Genomic DNA, 16803 nt, shown 5'->3' on the forward strand with positions numbered 1-16803 from the left:
CCAGCTGCTCTCGTGAAGTCAGGTGAAGTCGTACTTGCTGGAAGCAAGGCGGGGCTCTTTAAAAGCTGGCTATGGTCAGGAGACGAATCCATGGCGACCCAATACGAGATAGCTGTTGCCAGGTAATAAGCGCTAGGGGTTTGGCAACAGTCGATGTATGCGAGATCGTACAGACGAAGCAGGAACAATTCAGGCTGTTAAACCTGTTTTTCTCGGATTGTATAGTGGGGACCTACGGTCAGCAAAAATAGGGATAGACAAGGTGGAACGTTTGAAGTCTTATCAGAAGAGGTGGGATAGCACCAGAGAGGCTGATAAGATGGCAGCGGGTTCGTAGTAGTGTAGATGGCTTGCCGTTTGTACCCGTAGTGGCAACACAGGCGGGGAGGAGAAAACTGGCCGAAGCGAAGGAACCCAGTCAGCGGATAAGAAGGATACGAGAACTTACAATGGGCATTGTATTTTCTCAAGTCTACAAATGAAGAACAGCAAAGTAGGATTGCAGAGCGATTGTTTCTGCAATCCTCTTTGTTGTTTCTTTATTTTGCTCCTTCTTCATTTGTTGATGGAACGCCGTGTGCGATGAAAGTCGCTTGCACGGTGTAGGCTCGAATCGAAAGCTCTCATTTTTGTGATGAGTATAAGTCGAGAATAGCAATCGAGAGCCCATACTTGTAGGGGCTGGAATTCCTGATGTGGTTTTCCCACATAATGCGATGTCGGAGGTTATCTCGCTTACAGATTATTTTTTTGACCCTGATGGAGATAATCTGACTATTACGGTTGCAATTGAAAGTGGTACTGGCATTGTATACACATTTAACGACGTGATCGGTAGCTCAAACTATGGGAAAATCGTTTTTCATCCTACGAACGGAATTTCAAGTTTTGCGATTGTAATTGTTACCGCAGATGATGGTAAAGGTGGTACTGTTAATGACAGCTTTGAGGTGAGCGTTTCCTAAATGGTCGTGAGCGAACCGACGATTCGTAAGGCGGTCAACGTGCTTGAGTTTTTGAACCAATATGCCGAGGCTCGCAGATTGAAGGTACAAAGGAAGAAACTGCGAAATTCTCACTGTAGAAGAGACGTAACTAATCTTCAGACCGAAAGTGTAATTCCAAATCTGTGTAGCCGATTCAGATCTACTATATCCAGTCTCAATTTTGTCTCAAATATGGTTTCCACTACAGAATGTAATCCCACTTAATGAAATAATGAATGTGCCCATTGTAATAACGTTTCTATTTTATTTGTTGATGACACGCCGTGTGCGATGAAAGTCGCCCGCACGGTGTAGGCTCGAAACGAAGGCCACAATTAGTGGTATAAGTCGAGAATAGTGAATTACCTGTAAAAATTAGCACACAGTTTAAGGACCCCGCCCTCGCTCAAGGGATTGCAAATTGGCTGGGGATGGATGTAGATGACTATATTACCAAACAAATCGTGATTGATTACGCAAAATCGGGAAGCAATTGGGAAAATGCTAATCTTGATTTGGACAACCTTGGAATCATAGATTTAAGCGGTATCGAAATCCTGAATGGTTCAGATGTCTATACGATTTCACTAAGAGCAAATGGTTTAGTCTCATTTGATGCCAGCGATCTGAAATTAAAAAGGTTGATAAGCCTATTTTTGCAAGGAAACGAATTAGAAAGTGTAAACGTCCAAAACTTGAATAATTTGAAATACCTAGATTTACGCAAAAATCAGTTGGAAGACTTAAATTTGACAGGGACGGAGAACTTGATCGAATTATATATTGATGGCAATGAGTTTTCCCAGCTTGACACAAGTAAATTAACCAAGATGACCTTTTTCAGTCTTTCAAACAATGATTTCACTTCGATTGACTTGACTCCGATGCCAGGTTTGAAGATATTTGTAGCCAATGATAATCAGTTGAGCCAAATTCGTATGCAGGGCTTGTCCTATTTAGAAATTTTTGAAGCGAAGAATAATCAGTTGACCGAGCTTGATCTTTCGAATCAGTCAAAGATCAAGTCAATCGTGCTAACAAATAATCAATTAACCTCACTTGAAGTAAAAGGATCAGAAAAACTGTCGTCGCTTCATGTAGAAAATAATCGTTTAACGGGATTAGATGTCGCTGACCTTGTAGCATTAACAGGATTGTATGCGTCAAATAATCCATTCACAGAGTTCCCCGAGCATATTACAGAACTGCAAAGCTTGATAGGATTGTATTTACGAGGAACGAACATTGATTTTACCGTAGAGCCTAATAAAAGTGTACACCAAGCGTTAATTCAAAAACTGGGGCTATATAATTATAAGTATTGAGATGAATTGAATGCTATCTAGTGACCACCTGAAGCTTTGCAATAGGGTCTACCTCGAACGGGTAGGCTCTTTTTTTATGATCGGGCCGGCGGCTACACCTTCTGATAAAACCCTGCCTTATTTCCCCTAAGAAGCATCTGTTCCCAATAAAAAAGTTTGTGAGAATTTTGTGAGACGAGTTTGCTAGGATAATAATGCCCATTGTAAAACGAAACATCTTCTTATACGTTGGTGGAACGCCGTGTGCGATGAAAGTCGCCTGCACGGTGTAGGCCTGACCGAAAACCACGAGGTGTTGTGGTTAGGCAGGAATAGCACTGGTGTATCTGGTTTAGCGTCTGTTGTTGATGGAACTCCGGGTGTAGCTCAAGTTGAAACGGCAACAGTTGGATCCTGGTCAACTGCAGCAGGTGATTTAATTATTACGGTAACATCAGATGGCGTTACAGCAGACCCTGTTAACGTTACTTTAGATGGAACGGAAAGTGCTAATATGATAGTGAATAAAATCGCTGAAACCGTAACTGTTACAGGGTATAACATTACTGCTTCTAATGGCAAAGTCATCTTAACCAAGCAAGTTCCAGCAGAAAATGACACAACTTTAAACTTTGCAATTAACGGTTCAACAAACCATACTGGTGTACCTGACGCACCTATCTCTGCGAATACAACTACGGGTGTGGCTCAAACCGCTGAGGTTGTTACTCTTGCCATCTCCTCTGGTGCAACTAACGCTGGTAACGTAATCGTGACTGTAAACGACACACCAACTACTGTTGCAGTAGCAGCTGGTGATACGCAAGAGCAGGTTGCCGCTAAGATTGGAGATCTACTAACTGTTGCTGGTTACAATGTAACCGTATCTAATCGCGATGTGGTGTTTACTTCTACTACTACTGGTAACTTGCCTGATCTGAGAGTAACTCTTGACTAAGGGGAAGTGAAGCGATCAGTGCCTGTAACCATCCGAAGCAGGAACAATTTAGGTAGGTATATCAGTTTGATTCGGATTGTCGTTTTATCACATTCTCAATGATTGGTTTCCAAAAAGGAGTGCAGAGAAATGATCTCTGTACTCCTTTTTATCGTGAGATCTTACTTGATCGGCGACAGAGGCTACAATAGCCATTCACTCCAATTTCGTTTGTGAGAATTTTGTGAGACGAGTTTGCTAGGATAAAAATGCCCATTGTAAAATGAAACATCTTCTTATCTGTTGACGGAACGCCGTGTGCGATGAAAGTCGCCTGCACGGTGTAGGCTCGCTATAAGCCGAGATAGAATTGAGGTTAAAGCGAGAATAGCGAGAGAGAGATTGAGTGGAGTACCATGCAAGTCCAGGAAGGTAAAGCTCCAAGTGGTGGAGTAAAAGAAACAAATCGCCTGCAAATTCTGCAAGGTGCAACGCAGGATGGAAATATTAAGGTTACGTTTGATGATGGCAAGATTTTTAAAGAAATTAACATTGCAGTAAACCAAGGTAATAGTGCGAATGACGTTCTGGGGAAATTGCTTACTCCGTATTACGAGGCATTGAAAAATAATTACGACATAACGATGGGCGGAGATTCTCTCTTTGCGATCGAACCCTCTCCAGCGGCAGACAAAGACATACAGATCACGCTTGAAGATTTGGATGGCACAGGTGTTGTCGGATCAGGCTATGAATGGAGAGCGGGAGAAGCTGGTACAGGGGGGGCAGCCGAGGTCAATGAACTCGAAATTACCCAGTCTCCATATCCAGCAAGTACCCTGGAAGTAAAGTTTACCAATGGAAGCGTAAATGAGACTGCGACTGTTACCTTGAATGGTACAGAAGGGCCATCTGATGTTGCAAATGCAATCGCAGCAGCTTTTAAAGACCTCAATGATGGCAACGGTATATTCCGTGTCTCCGTTAGCGTTTCGGGTTCCAGCGTATTATTTACGTCTACCTATGAAGTAGCTGACACAGATGTGAGGATCACTATATCCAAAAAGTAGGAGAACACGAAAAGATAAGAAAAGGTTATCTGTAACTGTAACGGATAACAGTGACCAGATAAATATCGTTAACCTCATCGTAGCTATCCCTTAATTTATGAGGTTCTTCGCCAAGAAATAGAAGTTAAGGGCCTGCCTCATTCGAGCGGGCCCTTGTTTTTATGAGTAGGTCAGTATAAACACCTAAGCCTCTCCTTGTTTCTCTTCGAAAAAATCCTCTGAACAGCGTTACCGTCCGAGCAACGTCTCAATCTCCCGTTCATACCCATACCGTTGAAAAAACTCAATCAACGCAACAGCGAATATATCTCGCTGACTGATATTTTTCTCCTTGCTGTATTCCCGCACCATTTGATCAAGGGTGTTGGTCATATGCACTGACTTGGTGACAAAGATGCCAGGCACTGCGTAACGCGGTACAGTGCCGCTCTCAGCACCAGGAACGATCAGGTCAACTAATCTGTCTCGATTACGTTCAAGAAGCTCCAGAAGGGGCCAGAATCGTTCTAGCAGCTCCTTGCTATCTCCAAGTGAAACTCCCGTAGAGGGAAGGGGCATTTCATTTATTAGTGGCAATTGATTAGTTTGAACAGCCACTGAAGTCTGCTCAGTTGCAATCCGTCCGTACACCTTCTGATAGTTCCCGATTTCATAGGACCATTTGTAGCCTTTGCCTTTCATGTAAGTAGCCAAGTCTCGATGATCAGTAAAACCAAGTCGTTTTGCAATAGTTTTGGCATCAGCGCCATCTTTTTGGAACATGGAAATCACTGTCGCCGCTTTAGAGGAGGTGGCTGTACCTATCTCTATCTCCTGGCTATCCAGCTTGCTGTATGCATGAACATAGTTTTGTTTGTAGCGATCCCACACAAAATTTTTGCGCCGCATATAAATGTCGAGTGTTTTGTAGTTTTTATAGCCGAATTCTACCGCTAGCTCATCTCTTGTCTTCCCCTCAACCAGCCCCCGAAGGATTTCGGTTACGCGCTCGCTGTAGATAGCCTGTTTATCTGTATTTGATTCCATTGAAGTGCACTCCTATGCTAAGTCTCTGCTAACGTACAGTCATATCCAAAACTAGAGGGTGTTGATTGCTTTCGTTAGTTGAGTCAAGTCCGTATGGGTATAGATGCTGGTTACATTTAAAGAGGAATGTCCCAGTAGCTTTTGAATATGAACCAGATTGACATCCTTTTTCACTAGCTGGCTGGCAAAGCTGTGGCGCAATATATGTGCCGTTACCTTCTTCTTCCACCCCAGTTTTTGCACAGCCTCTGATATAACTTTGTTGACATATACAGGAGATAGCTTGCCAGTCTTTTGTGTGCAAAAGTAGATAGCTGATCCTGTAACAGGGCGATCATCTTGTATGTAGGCTTCCAGATGAGGCAGCAGACGGTCTGAGATCGGTATGGTGCGGTCCTTGTTCCCTTTCCCTGCCTTGACGTGAATGACGCGATTATCGAGGTCTACGTCATCTAATGTGAGATGGAGGCACTCCGATATACGCAATCCGGTCATATACAGAACTCTGACAACTAAACGAATGAGAGCATGATCAATCTTATGTATTAACAGCTCTGCTTCTGACTCAGTGAGGTATGTCCGTTCCTTGCGTTGCAATGATACTCGTTCTACAGACAGGGCAACATTTCGAGCAACCAACTCTTTTTTGTAAGCATAAGTAAAGAAGGAACGAAGCGTATGTAAATTGCGAGAACGGCTCGCCGGGGCATAATTACGTGCTTCCTTTAAATAAAGGAGAAAGTCTTCGATATCGTTTGTAGTGACTTCATCTATGTAAATATCGCAGTTGTATTTGTCCTCTAGAAAACGTATAAATGAATGCAAATCCTTTTGATAGCCTGTGATGGTTTCTTCGCTACGACCAATTGAGGACAGGTATTGGATAAAGCTCTGTACGACGTTCTTCAATAACATTAACTAATTCACCTTCTGGTAGTAATTGCTCTTAACCACCATTATTGTCCTGGACATAAAAAAATAGACGACAAACAAAGAGGAATCTCGATGTTTGTCGTCTAGGTGATGGTTAGGAGGGAGTTATCAGGCTCCCTCGTGTCATACGTTTAGGTAGTAAACTTACTTAGAGAGTGTTGCCAATGCTTCAGCAACAGTAGCGAAGTCATCATTTGTTGTATCAGCATCGGAGCGTTTTACTTGAAGTGCTTCAAAGATGGATGTAGCAGCTTCAATTGTGAAAGAACCGTTTGCATATACAGAAGTATTTTGCAGTTCTTCTACTTTAGTAGTTACTTCATCACCGTAAGCTGCTTCCAGATCGTCGATGAAAACATCGAACGCTGCGCGCATTTCAGTGATGTTTTTCGCGCTGTTAATTCCGTTGATGTATCCTTCGTACTCAGATACAGCAGCAGTCAGAGCAGCAGATACTTCAGCGGCAGATGTGAATGCTTCGCTTCTGCCTTCGCCGTGGTTAACCCAGAAAGTAGAGATTACTTCTGCGCGTTTTTTGCTACCAACGTTGATATAAGCATCGTTAGCGAAAGTTGCTACAAAGCTTGTAACAGCTTCTTCGATGTTGGATTTTGTAGCAGTGTTGATTGCAGCAACCAAAGCTGCTTCGCTTTGTGCTTTGTTTACGCCATCAACAAAAGCTTGGATCTCAGTTACCGTTGTGAAAGTTTTACCTGTCAGAGCGGCAAAGTAAGCTGCTTCGTTAGCATCTGCAACCTTTTTCAGGCCAAGTACAGAAGATTTCAAAGCTGTGAGCAATGCAGGAGCATCAACTGCTTTGTTTACTGCATCAATAGCGGATGTATTTACAGTCGCATTGACTTGTTTCACAAAGCTTTGCAGTTGAGCTACAGTTGCGAATTTAAAGCCTTCTGCTTGTGCATCTACTTGAGCTTTGTAAGCATCAGCGTTAGCATCTACAACTTCAACCAGTGCGAGGTCAGCAGATTTGATAGCTGTCAAAAGACCAGCTGCATCTGGAGCTGCATTAACTGCAACCAGTGCAGTCACTACATCCAGGCGTTTGCCCAGATCAACTTCTACTTTATCATCAGCGATTCCGTTGTCATAAGCTGCGAGCAGGGATGCAGCAGCTGTAACGCTATCAGTTGTAACTGCTGCTTCTGCTGCTACAACCAATTTTGTTACCTCAGCACCGTTTACAGTGTCAATGATAGCTTGTACGTCTGTTTTTGTTGCAATAGTTTGGGAAGCGATAGCTGTGTGGTATTTAGCAGCCAGGCTTGGTGTACCTTCAATTACAGCATTGCCACCGTCATGAGCAAGGCCGATAACACGTTGTACGCCCAATTTTTCCAATGCATCCAAGAGAGCTACTGGACCATTAGCAGATTTTACAGCAGCGATTTTTTCGCCAATAGCAGTTCCAGCAGCCGCGTTAACACGATCTACAGCTGCTTGGATCAGTTCGCGGCTAGAAACGAAGCTCTTGCCGATCTCTGTAACGTATTCAGCAGCCAAAGTGGAGTCGATAGCTTTCAGTCCCAGAACAGGAGCTTCAAGAGCTGCGACGATGTTAGAGGAGTTAGCTGCTTTTACTGCAGCAATTGCGTTAGCAAGACCATTTGCGGAGAAATCAAATGCTACACTCTCAACATCGTTTACTTTCAGGCTTCCGGATTTTCCATCTAAAGAAACGCTCAGTACATATGTTTTTTCAGTGCCAGCCTTCAATTGAACACCAGAAATAGCTACAGCTTCTTCGCCAAGAGTAACGTTGAATTTGTCAGCAGTTACATTAGCAACAGGTGCTGCCAGAGTAACTTCAACGCTAGTAAGGGTAATAGCACTAACCCTTACAAGAATTTCAAATCGTTCATCAATTCCAGAAACTTACTTGTATTCTGGTTTTTTTGTTATTCTGTTACTCTTTCATTTGTAGAAAAAAGGAATATGGTTGATGCTATTTACTAAGTAATGGAAAACCCTGCAATTTGGAAGTGATGTAGTCATTTTATTAGAATGGATTTAGGAAAAAACCTTTCTTTAGTTAGGGTTTTTTCAATCGCCGATTTGCTACAATGTCAGGAAAAGACCGTGGTAGAGAAAAAATTTGTCATGACAGAAAGGGTATAGCCAAGCCTATGAAACGAATAATGATTGTAGATGACGCGGCATTTATGCGAGGGATATTAAAGGACACGATATTAAAAACTGGTTGTGACGTTGTAGCGGAAGCGAAAAACGGGGAAGAGGCAGTGATGCTCTACAAGCAGTTCAAACCTGATCTCGTTACGATGGACATTACGTTGCCAGGTATGGATGGAATCACTGCATTAAAAGAAATACGGGCTTATGACCCCAAAGCAAAAGTAATCATGTGTTCGGCGATGGGTCAACAAGTGATGGTGGTGAATGCACTTCAGGCAGGGGCCAAAGACTTTCTTGTAAAACCCTTTCTTAGTGAACGAGTAAAAGACTCCATCATGAAAGTATTAGCGATATAGAGGAGACAGAGGACTGGATATAAGGAAAAGAATCAATCAGCTTAAATAAAATCCGCATGCAGTGTAAGACGTAAATGACATAGCTTGAAATAGCTCTGCCTTTCGGTTCGTAGCCTGGAGGCTTTTTTTGTGACTTCTCGCGATCTTATACGAAACATTTCGTTCAAAAAAGCGTCTATATAATGAAGGGATTTGTTTTAAAGGGAGAATAATGCAACTGAATGTATTGTCTGAACAAAAAAAGTCGGCTGAACGCGTCAGCCGACAAATAGGTAAATCCCCAAGATATTTGTTTAGACATGGATTATTTTACCAATAAAGGTTTGATATGTAAAACGGAAATTGCACACTGCCTGCCATTCCTTGACATTGAATAGGCATACAGGTATCCTAACAAATATTACACATCCTTTGTTTCCGTTTTATCTGTGCCTTGGTGACTCCTTGATAAAGCTTGATTATGAGCGGAGAATGCCAAGTTTTCTATGTTGCAAAAGGATGTCACTATGCTATAGTGAATGACGAACAGAACTCTATATATAGATGTAGAGAAAAGTGGGGAGCGAGACTATGTTATCCTTCTTGAAGAAAATAACGGGGAAAACACCGACAACGCAAGAGGTGCGTGAACAGGTTCAGGAGGAGTCCATTTTGTCCGCTTCTGATACCGAACAGTCACATCAGGAAAAGCAGGAAAAAAATGCGGGATCTACTGGAATCGTGACTACTCTTTCCTTGCATTCATCTTGGAAGGCAAAGCTCAGCCAGCAGGAGCAATATGCGCTCTCCTTTATGGCCCAGGAGCTTGCTCCACTGGAAGCAGGGAATATCTCTCTGGCTGGTACGTCCATCGTTCCACATGATGCAGGTGTAGAAGTGACGGCGTTTGTACGAAACAGTACAGATCGCCCTATACTTTTGAGAGAGATGACACTGGTGGTATTGTTCGGGGATCAACAGCTGTTCACCCGCCAAACCTTTGATTTGGGCGAGGTAGGGGAAATTCCGCCGCGTTCTGCAAGACCGTGGTCGTTTGTATTTGCTCGGGAGCATTTTTTACAACTTGATATATTACTGACAAACTGGAAAATTGCCTTTGAGCTGGCGCAGAAAAAAATGGTACTTCCATCACAGCTGGAGCTGGAAGAGTCCTGGATTAAAGCGCTGACTGATGAACAGAAAAATTCTCTGATTGAGCTGGCAAAGAATCTGCCGGCATTAAAAGAGGGAGAAGTCAATTTTCAAAGTATGCAACTGCACCGAGCTGAGGATGGTGCGATTCATGTGATGCTTTTGATTCGCAATGGTTCTGCTCAATCCCTTTCATTTGAACAGCTTCCTCTCGCCCTTTATGACGCGACCGGTGACAAGGTTGCAGAAGGTGCGTTTCAACTGAACCTTACTGTCAATGCAAACACAAGCAAGCCGTGGATGTTTATTTATCCGCCGGAGATGATCCAAAAAGCAGAACCGGATTTTTCAGGTTGGAAAGTAGGATTGCCTCAAGGCTCTTAGACTTGAAAGGTCGATTTGCTCGTGCAGAAATACATCTTAAAGATTGATGAAGAAGCTTCGTTCGTGCTCGGACGGTGAAGGAGGTAACCCATGTTTTCTTTTATGAAGAATTTTTTCGGGAAAGATCCAAAAGATCGTTCCAACGAAGAGTTAAAAAAAGAAATTCAGGAAGAATCAAAAATTGAGGCTACTGAACTGAAGGAAAGTGAAGTAGAAATAGAAGAGGCGGAATCTGCCCCTCAAAATACGAATTCTGGCAACTTGATTCATACAGAGCTGTCCCTGCACCCGATGTGGGAGCAAGAGCTGGACGCTGAGAAGATATACACGCTTCGCTTTTTGCAAGCTGAATTGCCTGATATGGTGAGAGGCTTGGTCAGCGTGACTGGATTTAGTATGGTTCCGAACCCAAATGGCCTCGTAGTGGCCATGTTTTTCCGGAACTCAACAGATCGTACTGTGCGGATCAAAAATATTCGTCTGGCGATCTATCTGGATGACGAGCCTTTTGCACGGATGAGAGTAGACCTCTCTGATATAGGTCCAATTCCAGCACATACAAGCCGCCCATGGGAGATACTGTTCCCGGAAGAAAGCTACCTGCATGACAACTTCTCCTTCAGCCGTTGGAAAGTAGTGATGAAAGCAGGGAACAGCACACATGTATGGCCATCCACTCTTGAGCTTGATCCAGAGATGGAGAAGCGCATGACCGATCGTCAAAAAGAAAAGCTGGAAAAATTGGCGTTTTCATTGCCGGTGATTCCGATTCATACTGTAGAAATTACTGGCTTTGACATCGGTAAAACGAAAGAAGGCCATGTAGTAGCTGCCATGCTGTTCAGAAATGGTATGACTTCGGAGTATCGACCAGACAAATTGAAGGTTAAGATTTCGGATGCTGATGGAGATGTAGTGGCACAAGGTACCATGGACACGAGCAAGATTCGTGTGAAGGCAGGCCACAGCCGCCCTTGGCTGGTTGTATTCCCGCCAAACGTAGTCAAAAAGCCAGATGCTAACCTGCGTAGATGGGTTCTTGAAGTAGAATAAACGGTTTACTTTTTTGTCGCAGGAATGAGGAGGTTGACATATGAGCTGGTTACTGGAGAATTGGTTTGGTTCCAAAGAAAGCTTGGAACAGGTGAGAGAAGATATTCACGAGCATTTGCATAAAGAGGTTTATTTGGGGTTATCCGGAATTGATCATCCTGAGCAGTCCGCGAACCGTGTTGAATCCAAAGAGCTGTTTTTACTCTTGAACGGCCCATGGGACAATCAATTGGAAGAAGCTGAGCAGGAGCTGCTGCAATACGTGCATGACGAGCTTCCTTCTGTTGTTCGTGATGAACTAGGCGTTTTTCCTTTCTATACACAAACGACCAATGACGGATATTTGGTTCTTACCTTTATCCGGAATGCAACGGACCGCAATGTATTGTTGCAAAAGCTTCCTTTGACCCTCGTAACGACAGATGGGGTAGAAGTTGCACAGAAGACATTTGATCTGCTTGCTACGGGTCCAGTTGGAGATATGACTAGCCGACCGGTAGAGTTTATGTTCCGCTGGGATGAGTTTAGCTTTATTCCGGAAAAAGAGGTACCTCTGACTTTGACCTACAAAAAGCCGGAGACAAACCAAGCCGAGAAAAACCATGAGCTGAATGTAGGGTTGTCTTCCTCCGAGACGGATCACTACATGAAGAAAGCAGCGGAAGAGACACCTGTAAAAACGGGTGAGGTTGACCTGCAAGTGCTCGATATCAGCAAAGGTGTAGACAACGGTTTGAAAGTCGTTGTTGTATTCCGCAATGGCTTGGAAAAACGTCTGGAGTTTACAGAAGTACCGATTATTGTGCATGATAAGGCAGGGGAAACCGTTGCACGGGTGAGTTATACCCTGCAAAATATGAAGGTAGAGGCGAATAGTCAGCGGGTATGGGCATTCGACATTCCGTCTTCTTCGATGAAGCAGCAAGGGGTAGATGTAGCAGAGTTGACTGCTTATATCCCAAAAGCACAACCAAGAAAAAAAGCGGAAACATTCGTCGTTCCGGAAATGGATGATAACAAAGGATTGCTGCAGTAATCTAAGGAACCCTTTTTGCCACAGGTGAAAAGGGTTTTTCTACAATCAGAGTATTCCAAAAAATGGATAGTCGGGGTTGCATGTCGCCTATGACATCCGCTATGCTAAATAGGAACGATACTACCTGAATTCCTTTAGACTGCGCGTCAAAGCAGGAGAGAGAAGGAAGGACTGTTTTTAAATGAGGAAAACGATACAGGTCATTTTTGCAATCGTCTTGGTCATAACGATGACGGTCACCAACGTTCAGCCTATTTTCGCTGCTTCGGGAAAGGCGAACGATCCGTACCTGGGGAATCAAATCCATTTGAGTCAAATCAACGCAGACAAGGCCTGGTCGGTGGTAAACAGCAACGAATCCATTGTCATTGCGGTTCTTGATTCAGGAGCTGATTACAATCATCCTGATTTGAAAGACAACCTTTTGCCTGGGATCAATTTGGTCACGCCGGGGAGAAGTGCACAGGATGACAATGGGCATGGAACGGCAGTCGCAGGTATCCTCGCAGCCAAAGGGAATAATGGCATAGGAGTAGCGGGCGTACTATGGAATGCCCGTATTTTACCAATCAAGGTGCTCGATAAAAAAGGTGTGGCTGACGTCGACTTGATTGCAAAAGGAATTAACACAGCTCTGGATCAAGGGGCTAAAATCATCGTCATGTCAGTGAGCAGCATGTCCTACTCCAGGGCGCTTGTTACCGCTGTTAATCGTGCTGAAAAAAATGGCGCAATCATCGTTGCGGCAAGCGGGAATGAAGCAGATCGCGTGGCTTTTCCAGCGGCTTATCCAACGGTTATAGCCGTAGGTGCAGTAAGAAACAATAACCAGCCACTCCATGAATCCAATACTGGACCCGAGCTGAATATCGTGGCTCCTGGTTTCAATGTGTATACGACCAAGCTCGGTGGGGTATATGGTCCATTTAGTGGAACCTCAGCGGCTGCTCCTCAGGTGGCAGGTGCTGCTGCTCTTATTCTTGCACGCAATCCAAAAATGACTCCTTTGGATGTAAGAATGCAGCTCTATCAGACGGCTACGGCTATTGGGGGGATGGGGTGGAACCGAACAACCGGGTATGGCTTGCTGGATGTGAACAAAGCGGTTCGCACACCGATGTCCTTGGACTTTTATGGGGCAAATGATTCCAAGTCTACTGCAGCAGCTTTTCCTATCGAGTCACAAATAAGAGCAACGCTCGGGCCGAATAATACGGTTGACTGGTTCCGGATGGATATTCCCTATGATGGAAAAGTGAACTTTACTTCGTCCATTACTTCGAGTGTAAGCTCAGCGATGGCAGCCACTTTTTACACGGATAATCGGCAACCTGTTACGGAGTATTTCGGTAATGGGGATACAGTCACAGTTCCGGCTAAAGCTGGACGCATGTATATAAAGATCGTGCGTACAGCTGGAGTCAATACGTTTACGTATGTCTTGACCAGCAGGTTCAGTATCAACCCGGATCGCAATGAACCAAATGATACGGAAGCAACAGCAAGACCACTCGTAGGAAATCAAATCAGTGTCATTGGGAACTTCCATTATGAAGGGGATCAGGATTGGTTCTCGTACTACGTTCGTGAATACGGTCAAATGGACGTAACAGTGACTCCTGATAACAAGCGGATGGACATTGTTTTGGCGATCGGCAAGCAAACTCAGGGGAAAAATACGGTCTGGGACGCTCCCTATGACAATGGAACTCGTGATAATCCAACAGAGCATGTGAGAAAAGACGTGTCTCCTGGCAAGTATTTGATTCGCATCAGTGAGTATGAGCAAAATGCAGTGAATGGTGAGTACCGCCTGGACTTGGGTTTTACCCCGATCAAGAAAGATACGAATGAACCGAATGATACGTATCTTCAGGCATCACCGCTTGCAGGTGGAACCTTGATGACAGGGAATTTTCCAACGGCAACAGATTCAGACTGGTTCCAATTTAGGGTCAATGCAGAATCATACGTCAGCATTAGAGCGCCATTTGTTCCGGTTTCAAGTGGAGTAAGACTTGCTCTCTACAGTGAGAAAAACCTCGATTATGCGATGGCCAGTACAAACGAAGTGGCTGAGCTGTCCGATCAGGGCAGAGAAATCGTTGGTTTGCGCTTGCAGCCAGGTAAGTACTATATCCGTTTGAATAGTGGTACTCCCTTCCAATACGATTTGTATCGCTTGACTGTGAACCAGCAGGTGCTTGTCGCAGGATATCGCGATATTTCCGATCACTGGGCGCGCCCGGAGATCGTGAAGCTGAGTGGTAGAGGAATTGTCAAAGGCTTCGATGATGCTACATTCAAGCCAAATCAGGCTGTGACTCGCGCGCAATTTGCGACGATGCTCATTCAGGCGATGAGAGCAAGTGGACAATCTGTAGGCAGCACATACAGAGGGAACGCAGCTTTCAGTGACATGCCAAAAAGTCACTGGGCGTATAACAATTTGGGACTGGCTTATCAGCAAGGCATCTTGAAGGGATACCCGAACAATCGCATGAGGCCTGACCAAGCGATTTCCCGCGCAGAAATGGCGGCTATGATTGCCCGGGCCCAAAAGCTTATGCTGTATAGCCGAAGTACGTCCTCCTATCGGGATGTGCCGACCAGCCACTGGGCTTCGTCAGCGATCGAGGCTCTTACAGCGCGAAAATGGGTGAACGGATACGGATCGACGTTCAAACCGCAGGGTATCGCCACGCGAGCTGAAGTGGTTGTCTTGCTTTCCAAAGCGTACAAATTATAACAGCAAGAGCATGCGAATGCAGAAGGTATGAAGGAACTGATCTTATTGTTTGTACTGGAAATGCATGCTTTGTAAAATGTGTCTATTGACACCATAGAAAAAAACAATTATTCTATATTCCGTAATGGATACTCTTATCCAGAGCAGGCGGAGGGACTGGCCCGATGAAACCCGGCAACCGACTAGAGCGGTGCTAACCAGCAGAACGGACATCTGTTCTGGCCGATAAGAGGATGAAGGAAGCAAAAAGCGCTCAAACCTTTTCCTCCAAAAACTCGGAAAAGGTTTTTTTTATTGCGTTTACGTCGATAAAATCCTGTCTCGGCTACCACACTATTTGTATGAGGTCAAAGGAGGTATTTTTCTCATGGCTTTGCAAAAAGGTCGTCGTCTCTTTACATCTGAATCCGTAACTGAAGGGCATCCGGATAAGATTTGTGACCAAGTCTCTGACTCTATCCTCGATGCGATTCTGTCTAAAGATCCAAATGCTCGTGTAGCATGCGAAACATCTGTAACAACTGGATTGGTGCTCGTAGCTGGTGAAATCACCACAAACACCTACGTTGATATTCAAAAACTGGTTCGTGAAACCATCCGTGAAATTGGTTATGATCGTGCCAAGTTTGGTTTTGACGCAGATACTTGCGGTGTAATCACTGCGATCGGCGAACAATCTGCTGATATCGCTCTTGGTGTTGACCAAGCTCTGGAAGCGCGCGAAGGCAAAATGACTGACGCTGAAATCGAAGCAATCGGTGCTGGTGACCAAGGTCTGATGTTTGGCTTTGCTTGCAACGAAACACCTGAGCTGATGCCACTGCCAATCAGCATGTCCCACCAACTGGCTCGCCGTCTGACTGAAGTGCGCAAAAACGGCACTCTGGCTTACCTGCGCCCAGATGGTAAAACACAAGTAACGGTTGAGTACGATGGAGACAAGCCTGTTCGTATCGATACCATCGTTATTTCTACGCAACATGCTCCAGAAACAACGCTGGAGCAAATCCAAAAAGATTTGGTTGAGCACGTAGTAGGGCCAGTCGTTCCTGCTGAACTTCTGGATGCAGAAACCAAATACTTCATCAACCCAACTGGCCGTTTCGTAATTGGCGGACCACAAGGGGATGCTGGCTTGACTGGTCGCAAAATCATCGTAGATACCTACGGCGGTTATGCTCGTCATGGCGGCGGTGCTTTCTCCGGAAAAGATCCAACCAAAGTAGACCGTTCCGGTGCATACGCTGCTCGTTATGTAGCAAAAAACATCGTAGCAGCAGGATTGGCTGACAAGTGCGAGGTTCAAGTAGCTTACGCAATTGGTGTAGCACAGCCTGTTTCCATCGCTGTAGATACATTTGGTACAGGAACCATTTCCGAAGAAGATCTGGTGAAACTGGTTCGCAAAAACTTCGACCTTCGTCCAGCTGGTATCATTAAAGAGCTCGACCTGCGTCGTCCAATTTACAAACAAACAGCTGCTTATGGCCACTTCGGACGTAATGACCTGAATGTTCCTTGGGAGCAAACAGACAAAGCGGAAGTACTGAAGCAAGAAGCAGCACAACTTGCAAAATAAGAACGGTAAAGAAAGAGCCTAGTACTGTTACTAGGCTCTTTTTGTTGTGAAAATCGTCAGCGTGGCTGCATAGTGCGCGTCCGGCGTTGGGAGTTATTGGGGACGCGC

The 16803-nt window shown here is 44.6% G+C and carries 13 protein-coding genes and 1 riboswitch; of the genes, 10 read left to right on the forward strand and 3 right to left on the reverse strand.

All coding sequences use genetic code 11. The features are described 5' to 3' along the window. Window positions 1–695 precede the first annotated feature (695 nt). The 4 genes from ADS79_RS24250 to ADS79_RS24265 all read left to right on the forward strand — a co-directional run bounded on the left by ADS79_RS24250 (window position 696) and on the right by ADS79_RS24265 (window position 4297). Window positions 696–965, forward strand: coding sequence for a hypothetical protein (locus ADS79_RS24250; protein ID WP_049740907.1), 270 nt, complete (start codon window positions 696–698; stop codon window positions 963–965). Between the two features lie 452 nt (window positions 966–1417). Further along, window positions 1418–2311 carry a leucine-rich repeat domain-containing protein gene (locus tag ADS79_RS24255; protein ID WP_049740908.1) on the forward strand — a complete coding sequence of 298 codons (894 nt, stop codon included), beginning with the start codon at window positions 1418–1420 and terminating at the stop codon, window positions 2309–2311. Between the two features lie 241 nt (window positions 2312–2552). Then, window positions 2553–3248, forward strand: coding sequence for a hypothetical protein (locus tag ADS79_RS24260; RefSeq protein ID WP_049740909.1), 696 nt, complete (start codon window positions 2553–2555; stop codon window positions 3246–3248). Between the two features lie 395 nt (window positions 3249–3643). Further along, window positions 3644–4297, forward strand: a complete 654-nt coding sequence (locus tag ADS79_RS24265) for a hypothetical protein (protein ID WP_049740910.1) — start codon at window positions 3644–3646, stop codon at window positions 4295–4297. A gap of 228 nt (window positions 4298–4525) precedes the next feature. On the opposite strand, the gene ADS79_RS24270 is transcribed toward ADS79_RS24265, so the two are convergent. From ADS79_RS24270 to ADS79_RS24280, 3 genes are all read right to left on the reverse strand, one after another. Then, window positions 4526–5323, reverse strand: coding sequence for a hypothetical protein (locus tag ADS79_RS24270; RefSeq protein ID WP_049740911.1), 798 nt, complete (start codon window positions 5321–5323; stop codon window positions 4526–4528). 51 nt (window positions 5324–5374) lie between these two features. Beyond that, window positions 5375–6238 carry a tyrosine-type recombinase/integrase gene (locus tag ADS79_RS24275; RefSeq protein WP_049740912.1) on the reverse strand — a complete coding sequence of 288 codons (864 nt, stop codon included), beginning with the start codon at window positions 6236–6238 and terminating at the stop codon, window positions 5375–5377. 162 nt (window positions 6239–6400) lie between these two features. Beyond that, window positions 6401–7990, reverse strand: a complete 1590-nt coding sequence (locus tag ADS79_RS24280; protein WP_049740913.1) for a hypothetical protein — start codon at window positions 7988–7990, stop codon at window positions 6401–6403. A 410-nt stretch (window positions 7991–8400) separates the two neighbouring features. Between ADS79_RS24280 and ADS79_RS24285 the strand changes: the two genes are divergently transcribed. The 6 genes from ADS79_RS24285 (at window position 8401) to metK (ending at window position 16695) form a co-directional block, all read left to right on the forward strand. Continuing rightward, window positions 8401–8763, forward strand: a complete 363-nt coding sequence (locus tag ADS79_RS24285) for a response regulator (protein ID WP_049740914.1) — start codon at window positions 8401–8403, stop codon at window positions 8761–8763. Between the two features lie 570 nt (window positions 8764–9333). Next, window positions 9334–10278 (forward strand): accessory Sec system S-layer assembly protein, encoded by a 945-nt coding sequence (locus ADS79_RS24290; RefSeq protein ID WP_049740915.1) that lies wholly within the window; start codon window positions 9334–9336, stop codon window positions 10276–10278. 90 nt (window positions 10279–10368) lie between these two features. Beyond that, on the forward strand, window positions 10369–11331 hold the full coding sequence (locus ADS79_RS24295; protein WP_049740916.1) for an SLAP domain-containing protein: 963 nt from the start codon (window positions 10369–10371) through the stop codon (window positions 11329–11331). Between the two features lie 40 nt (window positions 11332–11371). Continuing rightward, entirely contained in the window at window positions 11372–12367 is a 996-nt protein-coding gene (locus tag ADS79_RS24300) for an SLAP domain-containing protein (RefSeq protein WP_049740917.1), read from the forward strand. Window positions 12368–12548: 181 nt separating this feature from the next. Beyond that, on the forward strand, window positions 12549–15116 hold the full coding sequence (locus ADS79_RS24305) for a S8 family serine peptidase (protein ID WP_049740918.1): 2568 nt from the start codon (window positions 12549–12551) through the stop codon (window positions 15114–15116). 131 nt (window positions 15117–15247) lie between these two features. Continuing rightward, a riboswitch (SAM riboswitch) is annotated at window positions 15248–15348 on the forward strand. 141 nt (window positions 15349–15489) lie between these two features. Further along, window positions 15490–16695 carry a methionine adenosyltransferase gene (gene metK / locus ADS79_RS24310; protein ID WP_174769593.1) on the forward strand — a complete coding sequence of 402 codons (1206 nt, stop codon included), beginning with the start codon at window positions 15490–15492 and terminating at the stop codon, window positions 16693–16695. Window positions 16696–16803 lie beyond the last annotated feature (108 nt).

The organism is Brevibacillus reuszeri (genome assembly GCF_001187725.1).
GTDB lineage: Bacteria > Bacillota > Bacilli > Brevibacillales > Brevibacillaceae > Brevibacillus > Brevibacillus reuszeri.

Excerpts from the sequence above, each read along its gene's own strand:
- ADS79_RS24275 (WP_049740912.1), bottom strand. The coding sequence starts at position 6,238 with ATGTTATTGAAGAACGTCGTACAGAGCTTTATCCAATACCTGTCCTCA.
- ADS79_RS24305 (WP_049740918.1), top strand. The coding sequence starts at position 12,549 with ATGAGGAAAACGATACAGGTCATTTTTGCAATCGTCTTGGTCATAACG.
- ADS79_RS24290 (WP_049740915.1), top strand. The coding sequence starts at position 9,334 with ATGTTATCCTTCTTGAAGAAAATAACGGGGAAAACACCGACAACGCAA.
- ADS79_RS24295 (WP_049740916.1), top strand. The coding sequence starts at position 10,369 with ATGTTTTCTTTTATGAAGAATTTTTTCGGGAAAGATCCAAAAGATCGT.
- ADS79_RS24285 (WP_049740914.1), top strand. The coding sequence starts at position 8,401 with ATGAAACGAATAATGATTGTAGATGACGCGGCATTTATGCGAGGGATA.
- ADS79_RS24300 (WP_049740917.1), top strand. The coding sequence starts at position 11,372 with ATGAGCTGGTTACTGGAGAATTGGTTTGGTTCCAAAGAAAGCTTGGAA.
- ADS79_RS24265 (WP_049740910.1), top strand. The coding sequence starts at position 3,644 with ATGCAAGTCCAGGAAGGTAAAGCTCCAAGTGGTGGAGTAAAAGAAACA.
- ADS79_RS24270 (WP_049740911.1), bottom strand. The coding sequence starts at position 5,323 with ATGGAATCAAATACAGATAAACAGGCTATCTACAGCGAGCGCGTAACC.
- ADS79_RS24255 (WP_049740908.1), top strand. The coding sequence starts at position 1,418 with ATGGATGTAGATGACTATATTACCAAACAAATCGTGATTGATTACGCA.